This window comes from Pseudoalteromonas sp. ND6B (assembly GCF_000764215.1).
Lineage (GTDB): Bacteria > Pseudomonadota > Gammaproteobacteria > Enterobacterales > Alteromonadaceae > Pseudoalteromonas > Pseudoalteromonas tetraodonis.
On sequence record NZ_JQFL01000002.1, the window covers coordinates 39280 to 59686 of the forward strand.

19 protein-coding genes are annotated in these 20407 nt (G+C 41.1%); 12 read left to right on the forward strand and 7 right to left on the reverse strand.

What is annotated here, in order from left to right; genetic code table 11:
- Nucleotides 1-16 precede the first annotated feature (16 nt).
- Nucleotides 17-940, reverse strand: a complete 924-nt coding sequence (gene lpxL / locus ND6B_RS18020) for an LpxL/LpxP family Kdo(2)-lipid IV(A) lauroyl/palmitoleoyl acyltransferase (protein ID WP_033102545.1) — start codon at nucleotides 938-940, stop codon at nucleotides 17-19.
- A 104-nt stretch (nucleotides 941-1044) separates the two neighbouring features.
- Nucleotides 1045-2403, reverse strand: a complete 1359-nt coding sequence (gene tolC / locus ND6B_RS18015; RefSeq protein ID WP_013465840.1) for an outer membrane channel protein TolC — start codon at nucleotides 2401-2403, stop codon at nucleotides 1045-1047.
- Between the two features lie 158 nt (nucleotides 2404-2561).
- Here tolC and ND6B_RS18010 point away from each other — a divergent pair, with 158 nt between their 5' ends.
- The 9 genes from ND6B_RS18010 (at nucleotide 2562) to rraB (ending at nucleotide 11553) form a co-directional block, all read left to right on the forward strand.
- A complete protein-coding gene (locus tag ND6B_RS18010) occupies nucleotides 2562-3188 on the forward strand; it encodes an NUDIX domain-containing protein (RefSeq protein WP_033102546.1) in 627 nt (208 codons plus the stop codon).
- Between the two features lie 31 nt (nucleotides 3189-3219).
- Nucleotides 3220-3678, forward strand: a complete 459-nt coding sequence (locus ND6B_RS18005) for a DUF1249 domain-containing protein (RefSeq protein ID WP_013465838.1) — start codon at nucleotides 3220-3222, stop codon at nucleotides 3676-3678.
- A complete protein-coding gene (locus ND6B_RS18000) occupies nucleotides 3665-4450 on the forward strand; it encodes a metallophosphoesterase (RefSeq protein WP_033102547.1) in 786 nt (261 codons plus the stop codon). Before ND6B_RS18005 ends, ND6B_RS18000 begins: the two co-directional genes overlap by 14 nt.
- Nucleotides 4435-4998 (forward strand): YqiA/YcfP family alpha/beta fold hydrolase, encoded by a 564-nt coding sequence (locus ND6B_RS17995; RefSeq protein ID WP_033102548.1) that lies wholly within the window; start codon nucleotides 4435-4437, stop codon nucleotides 4996-4998. The genes ND6B_RS18000 and ND6B_RS17995 overlap by 16 nt, the downstream gene beginning before the upstream one ends.
- A gap of 20 nt (nucleotides 4999-5018) precedes the next feature.
- Nucleotides 5019-6908: a DNA topoisomerase IV subunit B gene (parE, locus tag ND6B_RS17990; protein ID WP_013465836.1), complete on the forward strand. Its 1890-nt coding sequence runs from the start codon at nucleotides 5019-5021 to the stop codon at nucleotides 6906-6908.
- Between the two features lie 27 nt (nucleotides 6909-6935).
- On the forward strand, nucleotides 6936-8030 hold the full coding sequence (locus ND6B_RS17985) for a PQQ-dependent sugar dehydrogenase (RefSeq protein ID WP_033102549.1): 1095 nt from the start codon (nucleotides 6936-6938) through the stop codon (nucleotides 8028-8030).
- A gap of 10 nt (nucleotides 8031-8040) precedes the next feature.
- A complete protein-coding gene (parC, locus tag ND6B_RS17980) occupies nucleotides 8041-10338 on the forward strand; it encodes a DNA topoisomerase IV subunit A (RefSeq protein WP_013465834.1) in 2298 nt (765 codons plus the stop codon).
- Between the two features lie 166 nt (nucleotides 10339-10504).
- Nucleotides 10505-11218, forward strand: a complete 714-nt coding sequence (locus ND6B_RS17975) for a 1-acylglycerol-3-phosphate O-acyltransferase (protein WP_029610024.1) — start codon at nucleotides 10505-10507, stop codon at nucleotides 11216-11218.
- Complete coding sequence (gene rraB / locus ND6B_RS17970) at nucleotides 11218-11553, forward strand: ribonuclease E inhibitor RraB (RefSeq protein WP_008110603.1); 336 nt, start codon at nucleotides 11218-11220, stop codon at nucleotides 11551-11553. The genes ND6B_RS17975 and rraB overlap by 1 nt, the downstream gene beginning before the upstream one ends.
- 67 nt (nucleotides 11554-11620) lie before the next feature.
- On the opposite strand, the gene ND6B_RS17965 is transcribed toward rraB, so the two are convergent.
- A complete protein-coding gene (locus ND6B_RS17965) occupies nucleotides 11621-12592 on the reverse strand; it encodes a zinc transporter ZntB (RefSeq protein ID WP_033102550.1) in 972 nt (323 codons plus the stop codon).
- A gap of 532 nt (nucleotides 12593-13124) precedes the next feature.
- Between ND6B_RS17965 and ND6B_RS17960 the strand changes: the two genes are divergently transcribed.
- The 3 genes from ND6B_RS17960 to ND6B_RS17950 all read left to right on the forward strand — a co-directional run bounded on the left by ND6B_RS17960 (nucleotide 13125) and on the right by ND6B_RS17950 (nucleotide 15564).
- Entirely contained in the window at nucleotides 13125-13547 is a 423-nt protein-coding gene (locus ND6B_RS17960) for an ATP-dependent zinc protease family protein (protein WP_008110607.1), read from the forward strand.
- A 66-nt stretch (nucleotides 13548-13613) separates the two neighbouring features.
- Nucleotides 13614-14519 (forward strand): 30S ribosomal protein S6--L-glutamate ligase, encoded by a 906-nt coding sequence (gene rimK / locus ND6B_RS17955; RefSeq protein WP_008110610.1) that lies wholly within the window; start codon nucleotides 13614-13616, stop codon nucleotides 14517-14519.
- Complete coding sequence (locus ND6B_RS17950; RefSeq protein WP_008110612.1) at nucleotides 14506-15564, forward strand: succinylglutamate desuccinylase/aspartoacylase family protein; 1059 nt, start codon at nucleotides 14506-14508, stop codon at nucleotides 15562-15564. The genes rimK and ND6B_RS17950 overlap by 14 nt, the downstream gene beginning before the upstream one ends.
- Nucleotides 15565-15662: 98 nt before the next feature.
- Here ND6B_RS17950 and ND6B_RS17945 read toward each other — a convergent pair whose 3' ends face one another.
- The 4 genes from ND6B_RS17945 to recQ all read right to left on the reverse strand — a co-directional run bounded on the left by ND6B_RS17945 (nucleotide 15663) and on the right by recQ (nucleotide 20266).
- Nucleotides 15663-16238, reverse strand: coding sequence for a mechanosensitive ion channel domain-containing protein (locus tag ND6B_RS17945; protein WP_013465831.1), 576 nt, complete (start codon nucleotides 16236-16238; stop codon nucleotides 15663-15665).
- 65 nt (nucleotides 16239-16303) lie between these two features.
- Nucleotides 16304-18022, reverse strand: coding sequence for an outer membrane protein assembly factor (locus ND6B_RS17940; protein WP_033102551.1), 1719 nt, complete (start codon nucleotides 18020-18022; stop codon nucleotides 16304-16306).
- Nucleotides 18023-18150: 128 nt separating this feature from the next.
- Nucleotides 18151-18435 carry a DUF3630 family protein gene (locus tag ND6B_RS17935; protein ID WP_008110618.1) on the reverse strand — a complete coding sequence of 95 codons (285 nt, stop codon included), beginning with the start codon at nucleotides 18433-18435 and terminating at the stop codon, nucleotides 18151-18153.
- A gap of 7 nt (nucleotides 18436-18442) precedes the next feature.
- Entirely contained in the window at nucleotides 18443-20266 is a 1824-nt protein-coding gene (recQ, locus tag ND6B_RS17930) for a DNA helicase RecQ (protein WP_028835655.1), read from the reverse strand.
- Nucleotides 20267-20407: the final 141 nt, after the last annotated feature.

Sequence of the window (20407 nt, forward strand, 5' to 3'; positions counted from 1 at the left end):
TTTTAATAACCCATCTTTAATAAAAAGAGGGGGCGTCTTTATCGGGTCGTGTTTTAAAACGTCTATGCAACCACATATATTGTTCAGGGGCGGCATTTATTGATTGTTCCATGCGCTGATTAACACGTGTTACATCGGCTTTATTATCACCGCTTGGGAAGTTTTCAAGCTCAGGCACGATTTCTAGGTGATATTTTCCGTTGTCATCCCTATAAGTAATTAGGCTCATGGTTTCGCAATTTTTACTGCCTGCAAACATCAGTGTTCCGGTGGTAGTTGCTGTATCAGGTACTGCGTAAAATGGCACAAACTCACAGCGGTTACGGCCATAATCTTGATCAGGTAAGTAATAACAAACTTTTTTATTTTTTAAAGCTTTTAATAGCCCTTTTACGTCTTTTTTACCAACCATGTATTCGTTAGAGCGAAGGCGTCCATTGGTGGTGAAATATTCCATCAGCGAGTTATTGTGTGGGCGATAAAAACCAATACCTTGGCACTTTAATCCCATCACTCGACTTGCCATTTCAAGGTGAAGTATATGTGGAACAAGTAATAAAACGCCTTTTCCTGATTGTTGTACGCGCTCAAAGTGCTCAAGCCCTTTTATTGATCCTAATACTTTTTCGACCCGCCATTGTGGCCACCACCAAGCCATACCGGTTTCAACCATAGCAATACCGGTATTTTCCATATTTTTAAGTACCAGCTGTTGTTGCTCGGCTTCGCTCATCGTGGGGAAACAGTGTTTAATATTAACTTCAGCAATATGCCTTCTGCGCTTCATATATTTATGAACCAAGCGTCCTAGCTGCTTACCCATAGCTAATTGTATTTTTTGTGGTAACCATGAAATGAGATATAAAAATAAGACACCAATCCAAGTTAGCCAATAACGAGGACCTAAAAAAGAGGCTTTAAAAGGGGATGAGTTGACCACAAAAATTTCTCTAAAAATAAAAGGCTAGTTTAACGCTATGCGCTCAAAAATACAAAAAGCCAGCAAAAAGCTGGCTTTAGTGGTTATATAATGAAATATAGTGTTTAGTTAACCGTGTTTAAACCTTGGTTTATACCCACTAAGTCTTCGCGGCTTAATGTGCCTGTTGCTTGTTTTAGACGAAGCGTTGACACAACATAGCGATAACGCACATCAGCAAGATTACGCTTTGCGTTGTATAAGTTTTGCGTACTGACGAGCACATCAACAATGGTACGTGTACCCACTTCAAAACCCGCTTCCGTGGCTTTTAATGCGCTTTGTGCTGAAATAACCGCTTGTTCAAGCGCTTTATAGGTCGCAATATCAGATACCACTTGATTATAAGAAGTAATAACAGAGCGAGTTACTGCGCGATAATCCGTTTCAAAATCTTGGCTCGCAGCAACGTAAAATGCACGTGCTTGATCTGTTGCAGCAACCGTTGCGCCACCAGAGTAAAGTGGTACGCTAAAGTTAAGTCCAACAGATGTTGAATCTGAACGAGGCTGGTCGTCAAAACTAGCGCCATTTAACTCGCTATCTGTTAATGAGTCGCCGTAACTAGCATTTAAAGTTAGTTTTGGATAATGCCCTGCTTTAGCAAGTTCAATTTGCTCTTTAGCGATATCAACCGTTATTTTTGATACTTGCAGATTTAAGTTTTTGTCTTTCGCTATTTTAACTAAATCAGTTGCAGGCGTACTTGGCTTAACAGTAGAAAACGTTTCGGTGTTTAACATATCTAGCTTTGCATGGTATTTACCGGTGATCTCACGTAGTTGCTCACGGGCTGTTTCTACCGCATTATTAGCAATGATTTCTTGCGCTACTGAGTTATCAAATTGTGCTTGTGCTTCATGTACATCGGTAATAGCCGTTAAACCTACAGCGTAACGTTGTTTAGTTTGTTCAAGTTGGCGCTCAATGGCACGTTTTTCAGCTTGTACAAATTCAAGGTTATCAATAGCGCTTAATACGTTAAAATAGCCTTCAGCCACACGTACTATTAAATCTTGTTTAGCAAAATCGTACTGGCCACTAGCTTGCAGTGCTTGTTTGTCAGCAATGCCGAGTGAATTCCACGCGCCCAAATCAAATAGCGTTTGGCTTAAGCTAATACCACGTCTGAATTGGTCCGTTTCACTTTCGACTTTAACTTGGTTTGATAAATCGCCTACGCTTTGAAAAGAGGTCGAGTCACTTTTTTCATAACTCATGCTTAAACCAATTTGCGGTAATAGTGCGCTCATAGCGCGATCGCTTTGGTATGATTGTGCATCAGCTTGGGCTTTTGCTTTTAAAACGGTCGGATCGTTGGCTGTTGCGATTTCAAAAACTTGAAGTAAATCTTCTGCATTGGCTACGGTTGAGCCCAATGCGCATGATAAACTAACCAGTGCAGCAAGGATGTTCTTTTTCATGTGATGTTCGGTCCTTAGACAATTTTTGTACTAGTAGCATGTTAACCTGTTTTAACTAATAACTAAAAAAAAAATTAGTAAAACAGCGTTCTCAAGTGTAACAGAATATATACCTAAATGACGTTGATGTATTTGCACCCTCAAAAAGGAAAGAATAGATGGCGAATAAAAGTCGTATTAAATTTACCCATGACGATGTGAGATTAAAACCAATTGAAAATTTGTATGATGGTTTTTTTAAAATAAACCTTTATCAATTTAAGCATGCCTTATTTGCGGGTGGAGAGTCTGAGGTTATTCGTCGAGAAATTTTAGAGCGTGGCGATGCGGTCGCGGTTTTACCTTATGACCCAGTAACTGAGCAAGTACTGCTAATTGAACAAATTCGAATTGGCGCAATTAAAAGCAAACACACGCCTTGGCTGTTAGAATGTATAGCGGGCATGACCGATGGCAGTGAAGATTACGAGTCGGTTGTTAAAAAAGAAGCGTTTGAAGAAGCGGGACTTAATTTAACAGAACTTGAGTTTATGTTGTCTTACCTTTCAAGCCCCGGCGGTACTACAGAGCGTTTATATTTATATTTAGCTCACGCCGACTTAAGCCAAATTAATACCGGTATATATGGCTTAGACACCGAAGGTGAAGATATTAAAACGCATATTATGGATTTAGATGAAGCATTTGAGCGACTCAATCGTGGCGAGATAGATAATGCGGCTACGGTAATTTGCTTGCAATGGTTAGCACTAAATCTCGACAGAATACGTAAGAAGTGGGCATAGTTTTTAATTTTTTAATAGTAATGGCGGTATTTTGACAGCACTTTTAACGACTAATCGATACATTCAAAGCCTTCCAAAGTATTTAACACTTTGTGAGCATAATTACGTACGCCTTTTAAAATTACTACCTAGTGAACGAGCGATTGGCAGTGTTAGAGAAATCAAACTGGGCCACAGTGAATTTGCCATCAACATAGATGACAATGCCAAGTACACCCTTGATGTATCTATTAAACAGTTATCAGGAATGGTAAGTGGTATTTCGCCTTTGTATTTAACAGTGCGCTTATATAATGATGCTAAAGTAGCCGAAATTGTCCATCATGATTACCACCAACGAATCAAACCTTCCTATGGCTACCCTAATCCTAAGATGCATCAAAAAGATGAAAAGTATCAGTTGAATGCTTTTTTATATGATTGGTTGGTTGCCTGTGTAGAGCGAGGTCAATCAACACTTAATTGGGATGTAAATAATGGCTTGGTTTGATGATACGTATTATTTTGAGCAAGCCCAGCTTCGTATAGCCCATATAACGGATTGTCACCTTTTTAGCGATAAGCAGGGCGAGTATTTTGGGGTTAACACCGCAGAACATTTTACTAGAGCACTTACAGATATAGCAAAACAGCAGCCTGATGCCTTGATATTTGGTGGCGATTTAACCCAAGATCACAGCTTTAATTCCTATTTATTATTTGCTGAACTGATTCATAATAGTGACCTTGATTGCCCCGTATTTTGGGTTCCCGGCAATCATGATGAAATTGAACAGCTCAATTTAATTAGTGGCGGGCAAATACAACGCGCTAAACATATTGTGGCGCAAGGGTTTGAACTGATATTAATTAATTCTAAAGGAAATACCCCTGCTGGGTGGGTGACGCCCTCGCATTTAGAGGAAATTATGGCGTGTTTAGTCGATTCAGATAATCGTCATATTGCATTTTGTCATCACAACCCACTGCCTATTAATGGCTACCTAGACAAACACATGCTAGAAAATGGGCCGCAGCTATTAAATTTATTAGTTAATAATGGCCGCGTTGATGCGCTGTTTCATGGGCATGTTCACAATGACTACCAACAGCAATTTAGAGAGCTTGATATTTACGCGACACCGGCCAGTTCCGTGCAGTTTACAAAGCACAGTGCTACTTGGCAGCAAGAAGATAAAGGGGCGGCTTATCGTATGCTGCACTTAAATGCTGAGCAACAAAAGGTGCATATACGCACGGACGTGGTATGGTTAAACGAGTAATCTATATTCACGGTTTTAATAGCTCTGAAAAATCATATAAAGCTGTGCGCTTTGGTGAGCTTATGGCACACTATGATGTTGATTATTGTGTGCCACGCTTAAATCATGAACCTATAGAGGCGATTGTAGTGCTTGAACAACTATTAACACCGAATACCGTATTATTGGGCAGCTCGTTAGGTGGTTTTTTTGCCACGTATTTATCGCAGCGTTATCAAATTCCTGCGGTGGTAATTAATCCTGCCGTTGCCCCATATACATTATTAGAGCCTATACTTGGGCCTAATTATAATCCGTATCAAGATTATAATTACCAATTACAATCTCGTCATATAGATGCGTTAAAAGCATTAACGGTGACAGAGTTAAAACACCCTGAACTGTTGTATTTATTACAGCAAACAGGGGATGAAGTGTTAAATTTTCAGCACGCAATAAAGTATTACTCACAATGTAAACAGTTAATTGAATTTGGCGGCGATCATAGCTTTAATGGCTTTGAGCGAGCTTTTTCAAGCATTGTCGATTTTCTTAAAATCAGATATTAGCGTATATAAAGATAAAAACTATGACTCAACAAAATTATAACGCCGAAGCCATTGAAGTACTTAATGGATTAGAGCCGGTAAAACGCCGCCCAGGCATGTATACAGACACATCGCGCCCCAATCATTTAGGCCAAGAGGTTATTGATAACAGTGTTGATGAAGCAATGGCCGGGCATGCGACGCGTATTGATGTCATTTTGCATGAAGATAACTCACTTGAAGTGAGCGATGATGGTCGGGGGATGCCGATAGATATTCACCCTGAAGAAGGTATTCCTGGGGTTGAACTAATATTCACCAAATTACACGCAGGTGGTAAGTTTTCAAATAAAAATTACCAGTTCTCTGGTGGTTTGCATGGGGTAGGTATCTCGGTCGTTAATGCGCTATCTACCCGTGTGGAAGTAACGGTTCGCCGTGACGCACAGCAATTTAGAATGGCTTTTGAGCATGGCGATAAAGTTGAAGATTTAAATGTTATTGGCTCAGTGGGTAAACGCAATACCGGTACTACCGTGCGCTTTTGGCCAGATACCAGCTATTTTGATTCTGCTAACTTTTCACTGACTAAGCTTAACCATTTATTAAAAGCCAAAGCGGTACTATGCCCAGGTTTGCGTATTAAGTTTGTAAATAAACAAACGAAAGAAACCCAAGAGTGGTTTTATGAAACCGGCTTAAAAGATTACTTAGTAGAAGCAGTTAAAGGCTATGAAATACTGCCTAAAGACCCATTTGTAGGTGAGTTTTCAAGTTCTATTGAAGGCGCTGATTGGGCCGTTGTATGGATGCCTGAAGGCGGTGAGTCAACAGCCGAAAGTTATGTAAACTTAATTCCTACCGCACAAGGTGGCACCCACGTAAATGGCCTGCGCCAAGGGCTTTTAGAGGCGATGCGTGAATTTTGTGAATTTAGAAACTTATTACCACGTGGTGTAAAGCTCACCCCAGATGATATTTGGGAACGTTGTAGTTATGTATTGTCGGTAAAAATGCAAGACCCACAATTTGCAGGGCAAACCAAAGAAAAACTCTCATCACGTTCATGTGCTGCGTTTGTATCGGGTGTCGTAAAAGATGCTTTTAGCTTATGGCTAAATGAGCACACTGACACTGCAGAGTTACTTTCTGAATTGTGTATTTCAAATGCACAGCGTCGCTTACGCGCGGCTAAAAAAGTAGTTCGTAAACGTGTTACTTCAGGCCCTGCATTACCAGGCAAACTGACCGATTGTAGTGCTGCTGATAATGACCGCACGGAATTGTTTTTAGTAGAGGGTGATTCAGCGGGTGGCTCAGCTAAACAAGCGCGAGATCGTGAGTTCCAAGCAATCATGCCACTAAGAGGTAAAATTTTAAATACTTGGGAAGTAGAATCAGGGCAAATTTTGGCCTCTCAAGAAGTGCATGATATTTCAGTGGCATTGGGTATTGACCCCGATTCAAGTGATTTATCAGGGCTGCGTTACAATAAAATATGTATATTAGCGGATGCTGACTCGGATGGACTGCACATTGCCACTTTATTGTGTGCCTTATTTGTGCGCCACTTCCCACAATTGGTAAAAACTGGGCATGTGTATGTTGCTATGCCACCGCTGTTTAGAATTGATATTGGTAAAGATGTTTATTACGCGCTTGATGAAGATGAAAAAACCGGAATTTTAGCGCGTATAGAAGCAGAGAAAAAACGCGGTAAGGTAAACGTGCAACGCTTTAAAGGCTTGGGTGAAATGAACCCGCTACAATTGCGTGAAACAACCATGGATCCAAATACCCGTCGTTTAGTGCAGCTAACACTTGATGAAGAAGAACAAACAATGGAAATGATGGATATGTTACTTGCTAAAAAGCGTTCATCAGATCGCCGCCAATGGCTTGAAGATCACGGTAACAAAGCACAAGTTTAATAAGCCTTTGGGCTACAGGAGAGGCAAATGAAAAGACTATTTAGCACACTGTTGTTAGTCGGCTTTATGTCATCGCCAGTGATGGCGAAAAATATTCTCGACAAGCTGACGGCTGCCCCAGGGTTTGAAATAAGCTTATTTGCTGATGATGTTGAAAATGCTCGGCAAATTGCAGTATCAAGCCGAGGTATAGTGTATGCAGGTTCGCGTAATGCGGGTAATGTGTATGCATTGATTGATCATAACAGCGACGGCGTTGCAGATAAAAAAATAGTGATTGCAGAGGGACTGAATATGCCCTCGGGTTTAGCGATTAAAGACGGTGATTTATATGTCGGTGAAGTGCACCGTATTATTCGTTTTAAAAATATCGATAAACACCTCAAAAACCCTGAATATGAAGTGTTTTATAGCGATTTACCGTCAGAGCGCCACCATGGCTGGAAATTTTTACGCTTTGCGCCAAACGGCGAGCTGATTATTCCGGTGGGTGTTCCCTGTAATATTTGCGAAGAAGATCCTCGGTTTGGTCGTATTTTTTCGTTAAACACCGACACCAAAGAAATAACCACTTTAGCCAAAGGTGTGCGCAATACTGTAGGCTTTGACTTTCACCCTAGCACGCAAATGCTATGGTTTAGCGATAATGGCCGCGACATGATGGGGGATGATATTCCACCCGATGAGCTAAACCGCATCACTAAAGAAGAAGAACATTTTGGTTTTCCATACGTGCATGGCGGCGTTATTGTTGATCCGGAGTTTGGTGAAGGCAAAAACATTGCTAACTACACTCAACCTGCATTGGCATTAGGTGCGCATGTTGCGCCATTAGGTATTCATTTTTATACCGGCAAGCAGTTCCCTGATAGCTATAAACAACAGTTATTTGTAGCTGAGCACGGTTCATGGAACCGCTCTAAAAAGGTCGGTTATAAAGTGGCAGTGGCAACTATAGAAAATGCTAAGGTAACAAAGTATACGCCACTGATCACCGGCTTTATGCAAGACGAAACGACATTTGGACGCCCTGTTGCATTTGCACAATTAAATGATGGCAGTCTATTGGTAAGCGATGATTACGCAAACGTAATTTACCGCGTAAGCTATAAGAAAAACTAGGTAAGCTTTAATGAGTGATACAGATACCTTGCTAATGCAAGGAATTGAACAACAAACAATGGGGCGTTTTACCGAAGACGCCTATTTAAATTATTCAATGTACGTGATCATGGATCGTGCCTTACCGCACGTTGGTGACGGCCTAAAACCAGTGCAACGTCGTATTATTTATGCGATGAGTGAGTTGGGATTATCGGCAAATGCAAAATACAAAAAATCAGCCCGTACCGTGGGTGACGTATTAGGTAAATACCATCCTCATGGTGATAGTGCCTGTTATGAAGCCATGGTACTGATGGCGCAGCCGTTCTCTTATCGCTACCCCTTGGTGGATGGGCAAGGTAACTGGGGTGCAGCTGATGATCCTAAGTCATTTGCGGCAATGCGTTACACTGAAGCGCGTTTATCTAAATTCTCTGAGGTATTACTCAAAGAATTAGGCCAAGGGACCGTTGATTGGACGCCAAACTTCGATGGCACAATGGATGAGCCTTTAGTGTTGCCATCGCGCTTACCGCATATATTACTTAATGGGGTAACTGGTATTGCTGTGGGTATGGCAACCGATATACCACCGCATAATGTGCGTGAAGTGGCCAGTGCCTGTTGTTTATTACTTGATAAGCCAAAAACAGAGCTCGAAGAGTTACTGGATTTAGTGCATGCGCCAGATTACCCAACCGATGCTGAAATAATTACGCCTAAAGCTGATATTCACAAAATTTATAAAACCGGCCGTGGCTCAATTAAAATGCGTGCAGTGTATTGTGAAGAGCAGGGCGATATCGTCATTACCGCTTTGCCGCACCAATGTTCGGGTGCAAAAGTACTTGAGCAAATTGCAGCGCAAATGAACGCTAAAAAGTTACCAATGGTGGCTGACTTACGTGATGAGTCTGATCACGAAAATCCAACCCGTATTGTGATTGTGCCGCGTTCAAACCGAATTAAAGCTGAGCCATTAATGGCGCACTTATTTGCAACAACCGATCTTGAAAAAAATTACCGCGTAAACTTAAATATGCTGGGCTTAGATGGCCGTCCACAAGTTAAAGACTTACGTAGTATTTTAACTGAATGGTTAACCTTTAGACGTGAAACAGTGCGTCGTCGTTTGCAATATCGACTCGATAAAGTACTCGCAAGATTACATATTTTAGAGGGCTTGCTTGCTGCCTTTTTAAATATTGACGAAGTTATAGAAATTATCCGCTCTGAAGATAAGCCTAAACCATTATTAATGGAACGCTTTGAGTTAACCGATATTCAAGCGGAAGCCATTTTAGAATTAAAACTTCGCCATTTAGCAAAACTTGAAGAGTTTAAAATTCGTGGTGAGCAAGACGAATTAGCCAAAGAGCGTGACAAATTAGAGCAAACATTAGGCTCAGACCGTCGCATGTCGACGTTGCTTAAAAAAGAAATTCAAGAAGCCGCAGAAATGTATGGCGACGATCGTCGCTCACCTGTTATTGAGCGTGTGGAAGCCAAAGCTCTGAGCGAAAAAGATTTAATCCCTTCAGAGTCTGTGACTGTTGTTTTATCTGATAAAGGCTGGGCACGTGTTGGTAAGGGTCATGACTTAGATGTAGAAGGGTTAAATTACCGTGCCGGTGATGGCTATAGAGCATCAGCGCGAGGTAAAAGTAATCAACCTGCGGTATTTTTAGATTCAGCTGGGCGTGCATTTGCGACCGATGCCCACAGCCTTCCTTCTGCAAGAAGCCAAGGCGAGCCTATGACAGGGCGCTTTAACTTAACCTCAGGCGCAAGCTTTGAGCACGTAGTTATGGGTGAAGACGCTCAGGTATTGCTAATGGCTTCTGATGCCGGTTATGGCTTTATTACTGACTTTAAAGATTTAGTCAGTAAAAACAAAAACGGTAAAGCCTTAGTGAGTGTGCCAAAAGGTGGTGTGTTACTTTCGCCAATTCGCGTTAATGACGTTGCCAGTGATTACTGTATGGCAATTTCTAACGAGGGGCGAATGTTGTTATTCCCACTGCGTGATTTACCTAAGCTAGGTAAAGGCAAGGGCAATAAGATTATTTCTATTCCGGGCGCTAAAGTACAAGCGCGCGAAGAGTTTGTAAAAGTATTAGCTGTTGTGCCGCAAGGCAGCAGTGTTACGCTGCATGCAGGTAAGCGTAAATTGACGCTCAAACCAAGCGACCTTGAGCATTACCATGGCGAGCGAGGCCGCAGAGGGAACAAGTTACCCCGTGGTTTACAGCGCGTTGATGAAGCCGTGGTAGAGTTAACACCTCAGCAAGTGGATGAGCCAAATTCAGATACTGAGCAAAGTTAAAACACTCGGAAAATTAGACTAAACTAGATAACGGCTTACTTAGGTAAGCCGTTTTTTTATGACTGTTTTATTTCAGCGAACGCTTGTGCGCTATTTTCTCGTCTGCGCAACAAAATAACGTTATAATAAAGCAATACATGATTGTGGTTATATTGGAGAGGCGCACTTGCTAGCTGTTATACGTATTTTAATAATGCTGTTGTTTATATTATTAAGTTGTTTTTTTGGTTTGTTGTTATCAATATTTAGACCATTTCATCCTAATAATGTGCACGTTATTGCAAGTTGGTTTGGCTCAATGGCTAAAATGCTTGGGGTTAAATTAGAACTAAAATACCATCCCGATGCGCTTAAGGTGGGGCCTGCTGTGTATGTAGCGAATCATCAAAATAGCTACGATTTATTTACTATTCCAGCCATGGTACCAAAAAATTGTGTGAGCGTTGGCAAAAAAAGTCTTAAATGGATCCCATTTTTTGGGCAGCTTTATTGGTTGTCGGGTAATATTTTAATCGACCGTTCAAATCGTTCAAAAGCTGCTGGCACAATCTCAAAAGCAGCGGCTAAAATAAAACAAAAAGGCTTATCGGTGTGGATGTTCCCTGAGGGGACGCGTAGTTATGGTCGTGGTTTACTCCCCTTTAAAACAGGTGCATTTCATACCGCAATGAGTGCAGAGGTGCCTGTTGTGCCAGTATGTATGAACACAACCGATAAAACCATTAAACTAAATCGCTGGGATAATGGTACAATTTACATTGAAATGTTAGCCCCCATAGCACTTGATAACAGTATCAGTGCCCGTGAACATGCTAAAAGTGTGCACAGTATTATGGCTGCTAAAATAACAGAATTAGATGCTCAAGTGAGAGAGAAATAATGGAAAACTGGCGTGAAATAAGTGAAGACATCGTAACTTCACTACTTGAAGATGGTTCCGATCCAGAAATTCTTTATGAAGTAGAACACCACTTTGTATGTGAAGACTTTACTAAGTTAGAACAAGCGGCATTGGCTGCGTTTAAACTAGGTTACGATGTAGAAGAGCCAGCAGAACTTGAGCTTGAAGACGGTGAAAAAATTTGGAGTTTTGACATTGTTGTTGAAGCCGAATTAGATGTCGACGTGATAATGGAAGACGTTGACAAACTCGCGCAACTTGCTGTTGAATGCGATGTTGAATACGACGGTTGGGGCACTTACTTTCAAGAGTAAGGATTACCAATGCAAAAGGCGAACAATATGTTCGCCTTTTTTGTGTCTTATTGGATCTGTATTGTAATTACAGCCACTTTTTATTTTTAAAGTAAATACCAATCCCACCAGTTAAAACAATTAAAAACACCACAAATGCAGTGAATGCATAGGGGCTTTCTGTTCCAGGTATACCGCCGACATTGACCCCCAATAATCCAGTTAAAAAGCCCAGCGGTAAAAATAAAGCAGCCACCACCGACATTACATACATCCGCTGATTTAATTGCTCAGAGACCTGATTTGTAATGGTTTGTTGGATAACAAGTGCGCGCTCTATTGAACTATCGAGCTCTTCTAAATAGCGAATAAGTAAATTGGTGGTTTCATTTAGCTTGGCTTTATCATCGTCAAAAAGCCATGGGTAATGATTATTAACCATGCTACTGAGTGCTTCTTTTTGTGGTTTTAAGTAACGTTTTAGCGCGATGGTTTGACGGCGAAGTTGCGACAAGCCTTGGTTATCAAACTTTTTACTGGGCTCATCAATTTCCTCTTCAAAATTATCTAAGCTTTCATCTAGCTCATCAATTACTGTTTGCATACGTGAAGTGAGCTTGTGCGCTAATGTACACACCAATTCAGAAATACTGCATGGCCCCTCATTATTATTCAACGAGGCTAGAATATCTTGCACTGATAATAATCGGCGCTTACGCGTGGTGATCACCACATCGTTATTTATAAATAACCGAATAGATACCATGTCTTCAGGGCTTTGTGCTGGGTTTAAGTTGATCCCGCGTAAAAATAACATATGGCCATTAGTTGTTGGCGTTATTCGTGGACGCGTTTCATCAGCAGTGAGTGATTCCAGTTCATAGTCGTTTAACAGCCCGCAGTTTTTTAACCAATCCACCGCATCTGTTTGGCTGTAGTCCATATGCACCCACAGTTTTCCATCAGTAGGTTGCCATTGGTGTAATTGCTTGCTGTTTTCTATGGGGCGTGCACCGCCTTTTTCATCAAGAATAAGCGCATGAAGTAAGCCATTAATCATAATAATTTCTCATCGATAGTATATTTTTAATACAGTTAACTGTAATGTATTTAGGATCTGTTTATCTTTCAAGGTTAAATTTGCAGCAGTCTATTTGGTATTTAGGCAAGGCAGAGTGTGGTTATTCCCCATAAATAGGCGATAACACAACATCAATGCCAAATAGGCGCTGCCCGAAGGGTTCTGCCTAGGGGCAATTAACTCTTTGTTGCTCGATTTTTACTTAGCCCACTAGGTTACAAACCTCGTGCCGCGATTAAATTGCCCCTAGTTTAAACAAATATTAATTCGCAAAGGTCAACAGACCCTAGTTAAATAAATAAAATTTAGCTTTACTTTGTATATGTTAAACTGAGTTTAGCAACAAAAACTTATGCTTTAGCCTATGGTTAAATGCATACGTAAGAGCTGCATTGTTAAACGAGTTAACTTAAAAGGTCAATCAAATCGGCTTATCGAGTAGATTAATTTATTTTGTTGGTGTTTTATTTGCTGTAGCGTATAAAACACTTTTTTTACTAAGGGCACATTTATGACGACAAAAATAACAGTTGGTTGGCGTGAGTGGTTGAGTTTACCCGAGCTGGGCATCGAGCAAATTAAAGCAAAAATAGATACCGGTGCACGTACTTCCTGTATTCATGCAATTAATATTGAAGAATATGAAGTGGAAGGCGAAAAATGGGTTAAATTTATAGCCCAACCATTGCAAGAAGACGAGCAAACGCAAATTACCTGCAATGCCAAAGTTAAAAAAATGAAGTACGTTACCAGCTCTAGTGGCCAAAAAGAACTGCGTTACTTTATTGAAACTACATTACATGCTGGCGAATTTAGTTGGCCAATAGAAATTACATTAACAAGTCGTGCGTCAATGAAGTTTAGAATGTTATTAGGACGCACAGCTATGGAAAATCGTATAGTCGTTGATCCGGCTTTATCACATTTATTATAAGAATTCGTTGAGTAGCAAACATACTTATATGTGCTTGCTCAACATAATTTAGTTAAGGTTTTAACTATGAAAATTGGTATTTTATCTCGCAACAAAAATTTATATTCAACGCGTCGTTTAATTGAAGCGGCTGAGCAACGTGGTCATGAAGTAAAAGTGATTAACGCGCTACGTTGTTATATGAATATAAACTCAGATCAACCTGAAATCCATTACCGCGGCGAAAACCTAAAAGATTTTGATGCCATTGTTCCGCGTATTGGCGCATCAGTTACTTTTTATGGCTGTTCTGTATTACGCCAGTTTGAAATGATGGGTGTTTATCCGGTTAATGAATCTGTGGCTATTTCTCGTTCGCGCGATAAATTACGTTCTCTACAATTATTATCACGCAAAGGCGTAGGCATGCCAGTAACAGGCTTTGCTAGCAAGCCAGATGACGTAAAAGACTTACTCGAAATGGTAGGTGGCGCACCGGTCGTTATTAAGCTACTTGAGGGCACTCAAGGTATTGGTGTGGTACTTGCTGAAACACGTAAAGCGGCTGAAAGTGTTATTGAAGCGTTTATGGGTTTAAAAGCCAATATCATGGTACAAGAATATATTAAAGAAGCGGGTGGTGCGGATATTCGTTGCTTTGTACTCGGAGATAAAGTGATTGCTGCAATGAAACGTCAAGCACAAGAAGGTGAGTTCCGCTCAAACCTTCACCGTGGTGGTAGCGCTACACTGGTGCGTATTACGCCAGAAGAGCGTAAAACAGCGGTTGCAGCGGCAAAAGCAATGGGCTTAAACGTTGCTGGCGTTGACTTACTTCGCTCATCTCGTGGTCCTTTGGTTATGGAAGTAAATTCATCGCCAGGTCTTGAAGGGATTGAAGTGGCAACAGGTAAAGACATTGCGGGCATGGTGATTGATTTCATCGAGAAAAATGCTGCAAGTAAAGGAACGGCAACTCGTGGCAAAGGTTAAAATTAACCGACCTTTCACCCTATTAGGTGAAAGTATTGGTGTAGGTGAACGTAAAACACTCGCGCTAGAAGCTGCAAAGCTTTACACCCATTCACCGCTTAATATTCCTATTGAAGTGGTTAACGGTGTAATGGAAGGCCCTGTATTGATGGTGTGTGCGGCTATACACGGCGACGAACTAAATGGGGTTGAGGTTGTGCGCCAGTTACTGGCTAAAATCGACCCTAATCAGCTTCGTGGTACATTAATTGCGGTCCCGATTGTGAATGTATTTGGTTTTATTCATAAATCGCGTTATCTACCCGATCGCCGTGATATGAACCGAAGTTTTCCGGGGTCTGAGCGTGGTTCATTAGCAGGTCGCATGGCGTATATGTTTTTTAACCAAGTAGCTGTGCATTGTACGCATATTATTGATTTGCATACGGGGGCGATTCACCGTACTAACTTACCGCAAATTCGCGCTAATTTAGCCGATGAAGCAACAGCGCAAATGGCTAAAGCCTTTGGTACGCCTGCGGTTATAGATGCGTCATTACGTAATGGCTCGCTGCGTAGTGAAGCCGCTAATTTAGGTATACCTGTTATTACTTATGAGGCGGGTGAAGCACTGCGCTTTGACCCTATTGCGATTGCTGCAGGCGTGCAAGGGGTTGATTATGTTATGCGACATTTAAAAATGATACGCGGTAAACGTCCTAAAAAACTGCCTGATCCTGTGATTGCAAGCTCCACTAGTTGGGTGCGTGCTGAAGTAGACGGCATAGTAAGAGCGCAAGTATCGTTAGGTGAGCGAGTAATGAAAGGGCAAGTGCTTGCTTATATTAGCAGTCCGCTTGGCGATTCAGAACTTGAACTCCTTGCTCCTCGAAGTGGTATTATTATTGGCCAGCAAACTATGCCACTGGTAAATGAAGGCGATGCCGTATTCCATATTGCTTATTTTGCGCATGCAAATAGTTTGGTAGAGCAGCAGTTAGAAACGTTTATTGATGAGATAAATGATTTAGATGATGAGCTGAAAACGGCTGAACTAAATAATTAATACCAATTTGCTCAATTAAGTGAATTGGTATGACTCTATCTGTAGATATAAAAAACCGCCTTAGTTTTAAACTAACGCGGTTTTTTAATAGGTGTTGTTTAGCTACGCGGTTTAGGGCCAATAATGCGTTTAATTTTAGGCGCTTTTGTTGGTTTAGGCTCCGTATTAAGCACTAACACCGGGCGGGTAACAAATAAGTTATTAGGGTAAATCACTCTGTGGCCATCAACGTGTTCGAGTAAGACATTCATCAGCCCCATTTCAATAATACGCCCTTCAATGGCGTTGGCTCCATCCACAATTCTTACCCAATAGCCTACACGGCAGTCATTTTGAATAAACATCAGTAAAAACGCGGTTAAGTTACTCAGCAATGACCACGCCGCAAATAATGCAACGCCTAGCATGGCAAATAAAGAAGAGCCTAATACCAGTAAACCACGCAGTTCTATTCCCCAAAAAACTAATACTAAACACAGCATCACAAAGGCGAGTATTATTTTTAGTAGTAGCTCTGCACGGTACTTTCGGTGTAAATCGATTTTACCTCTGATAGCTTTTTCGAGTAATTTTTTAGTTACTTTTAATAGTAGCGGAAAGCTCAAAAGGGCAATCACGGTCACGATAAGTTTATATTGTGTGCCCAAAAGCTCTAAAAGGGTGATTAATTCCAAAATGTATTCTCACAATAATGATAGGCGCAAAGTGTAACGTTTAACGTAGGCGCGCAGTAGTGATTTTAAAAAGAATTTTTGACGCTGAGCAGCCATTGTACCGAGTCAACATCATCATATTTATTTAGCGGCGCGGCTATATCAAGGTGGATCATGGTACCTGCATTGGCACGACTTGGCGCAAGGCGCAAACCTAAGCCCACATTTTTTAGCACTGGGGTGTTCTCAACTTGATACTGAGTGTTCGAGTCGTTGTTATACCAAGCTCGACCGATATCTAAAAAGGCCGCCCCTCCCACTTTAAACAGCTGTAGTAAGTCATATTCCCAGTAATAGCGCTTTTCTAAACTGACTAAAAAACTCCGATCCCCATGTTGAAATTCCATAGGATAGCCACGAAGTCCAGTTTCGCCCCCTAGGGTGAGCTGTTTATCATTAGTGAGGTTTTTTGCGTATTGCAGCCTTGCTTTTACATACCAAGATTGATCAATACTGGTATTTAAATAATATTGAATTTGGCTAGTAGTGAGCAAGTTTTCGAGCTGTTTTTTCTCGTTATTCCAATAGCCTTGAATATCTGCATGAAAACGCCAAAGGGTATGGTTAGTGCTAAAATGGGCTTTGTTAAAATTAAACGAGTACACAGCGCGGCTATCGTCGTTACTCATTGATTCATCGGAGTAGCCCAGGGTGGCTTTGATATTCCAACCTAAATTTAAATCCTCAGTACGATAAATACTGTCAAAGTTACGTACTTTTATAAAGTTATCTTCAAACCAATGGCCGCTGATGTAGGGGTAACTTAAGCTTCTGTTTTCAGCCACTGCTGTAGTGGTAGAATCAATCGCTTTGAAAGTGTGTTGCTCATCAATATAACCAAGGCTCAAGCGCTGGGTCCAGTTATGACTAAGGGCTTTAGAATGGCCAAAAAATACCTGGTTTAGGTCGGTTTTTTGTTCAAACTCACTAAACTTTTCACCTCTGATGTATAAGGCTTCTTCTCGTTGGGTTGAGTAACTCAGGGCGCCATAACTATAGGGCGTATCTATGGCATAAAACGGGTAGGTTAGTTCAACTAAATGACTTTTGCCGTCGCTGTTGTCGGCATACTCTAAACGCCCTCGGTAGCGAGTTGATAAGATATTAGGATCATCGTAAACAAATAAATAACCATTTCGGTCACTGTCTGTTTTACGTGCAAACGATAACCGTTTGCCCCAACCAAATAAGTTAGATTCGCGAAAACCAATACTTGATTTATTTTCACCACCACTTCGGCTAAAACTAAGTTCGGGCAGTAAAGTCCATAAGTCTCGAGTAATTACTGTTACATCAATATTTCCATCACAATTTTCGTCAGCAATAATTTGTGCATCATATAAATAACTTTGTTTTCTCAGTAACCGCTCAGATTCGGCCAGCGCTTTTGGATTAAAGGTATCGCCTGACTTAAACAGTAAAATACTCTTAATTACCTCAGGCTCGGTTTGTATGTGCGCCCGATTGGCAAAACGAAATAATGCATTGTTCTCAGCCTCTAGTTCAGTATTAAATACATTAAGCTGTTGCAAAGTGATGGAGGCAATTTTAGTGTTACTTTGTGCTGTGAGTGTTGGAGTTTGAGATGTAATTTGACGACGCAAATTACTTTCATGAGTTTGTGATGAGTCGTCACTAGGGCAGCTTTGGGCTAGTGGCGCTTCGTGCGCGCAAACGCTGAGCATAAACATACTCGAAATAGAAAGGCTAAAACAACTACGTGCAATCCATTTTCTATTTAACATTGACCCTCTTTAGCGCTATTTTGCAAAATAAAACACTTACTCTTAGCTTACATCATTGTTATTGATATGTAAGTAAAAGACAGATTTAGTTTTATTTTTATAGCGATTATAAGGTATTAGCTATGCATTTAAGTTAAATAAAATGTTAACGCTGCCAATAGGTTGTCGGCATCTTGTCCTTCACCATTAATCCACACACTTTGGCTGTAATGCTCAAAATTTAAATTAAATGTGTGGTTAGCATAGTTAAAACGCAGTTGATGACGATCTGCCCCAGCGGCATACTCATTAATGCTAATTTCATCGCTGTGCAAAAATAACGTTCCCCACAATTCAAAGTCTTCATCGTGCGGCAGCTCTGTCGGTTTAATAATAATACATTGATGTGTGTGATCGTATTCAAGTTCGGTCATAAGGGGCTTATTGCGTTGCTAGGTAATGTCGAATTGCGGTTAAAAACTCACCGCCATACTTGTTTAATTTAGTAAAACCAACCCCCGACACTTTTAAAAATTCACTGTCGTTAGTGGGCATAAGCTGCGCCATTTCGGCTAGCGTTTTATCGTTAAATACTACATAAGGCGGCACATCATCGGCATCGGCTAACTCTTTACGCAATGCACGCAGGCGAGCGAATAGTTTTTTATCGTAATTAAACTGCGCTAACTTATCCTGATAAACGTGTTTAGCTTGTAAGCGAGGCTCGGCCAATTGCAGCGCATATTCACCTTTTAAAATAGCGCGTGCAGCTTCAGTTAAACGCAATGAAGCGCCTTGGGTTATATCTTGGCTTAATAGCCCTTGATGAATAAGTTGGCGTAAAATACTAAGCCAAAATTCACTGCTTTTATCTTTACCTATGCCATAGGTACTAAGTTCATGGTGATTGTTATCACGAATGCGGCTAGTATTCGCGCCGCGTAATAACTCTACAATGTAACCCAATCCAAATCGTTGTTGCGCGCGATACACACACGAAAGCGCTTGCTGTGCGACTAATGTGCCATCAAAACTTTTAGGTGGATTTAAGCAAATGTCACAGTTCCCACAGGGCTCGCGTTGGTACTCACTAAAGTAGTTCAATAATATTTGACGACGACACGTTTGTGCTTCGGCAAAGCTGGCCATGGCATTAAAGCGCTGCTCTTCTACGCGGCGGCGTTGTTCATCGTCAATATCTTCAAAAAAGCGTCTAACTCGGCCTATATCGGCAGGGTCAAAATACATGATGGCCTCTGCAGCCAGTCCATCTCGTCCAGCACGGCCTGTTTCTTGGTAATAAGCTTCAATACTTTTTGGAATGTCGTAATGCAGAACAAAGCGTACATTAGGCTTGTTAATTCCCATACCAAAGGCAACGGTGGCAACCACAATTTGAATATCGTCACGGGCAAATCCGGTTTGCACAAACTGACGTTGCTCGTTACTCATTCCCGCATGGTAAGCGGCAGCATTAAGGCCTGCATCAGCAAGCTTTTCAGCTATATCATCAACACGTTTACGACTGGTGCAATAAATAATACCACTTTGATTTTTTTGCTCTTTTAAATAACGCAGTAATTGCACCATAGGTTTAAATTTTTCTTCTATGGTGTAACGAATATTAGGGCGATCAAAACTGCCGGTATGAATGTAGGGCTGTTGTAGCTTGAGTTGCTCAACAATATCAAAGCGAGTCGCTTTATCGGCAGTGGCAGTGAGTGCCATCATAGGCACATGTGCAAAGCGTTGTTTAAGCTCATTTAAACGAAAATAATGCGGTCTAAAATCGTGACCCCAATGAGAAACACAGTGTGCTTCATCAATAGCAAACAAGCTCACATTCAAATGAGAGAGCCGCTCTAAAAAGTCGCGTTGTAGCACTTTTTCAGGAGCTACATAAAGTAGCTTTATCAGCCCTTGATGCAATTGCTGATACACTAATTGTTGTTCTTCGCGAGCTAGGCTGTTATTGACATAAGCGGCCTTAACTCCCAGTGCTTGTAACTGGGTGACTTGATCTTGCATTAAAGAGATCAGCGGAGAAATAACAATGGTGACTCCCTCTAATACCAACGCGGGTATTTGGTAACACACCGATTTACCACCACCGGTGGGCAGTAATACTAATGAATCTTGGCCATTAATAGCGGCATCAATTACTGCACTTTGACCGTCGCGAAATTCACTGTAACCAAACACTTGTTTGAGTACAGTTTCGGGTTTACGCACAAGCGTATTAGGAGAAGGAGTTAGTGTATTCATCGGCGCTATTTTAGTGGTTTTTTATCAGGATGTCTTTAGCTTTCATTACTTGGTACACACATCTGTAGTGATAAACTAAAATCTGCAGGGGGTTACAATAGCCTCAAGCTGTGCTTTACTCATCGTACCACTGAAAACATA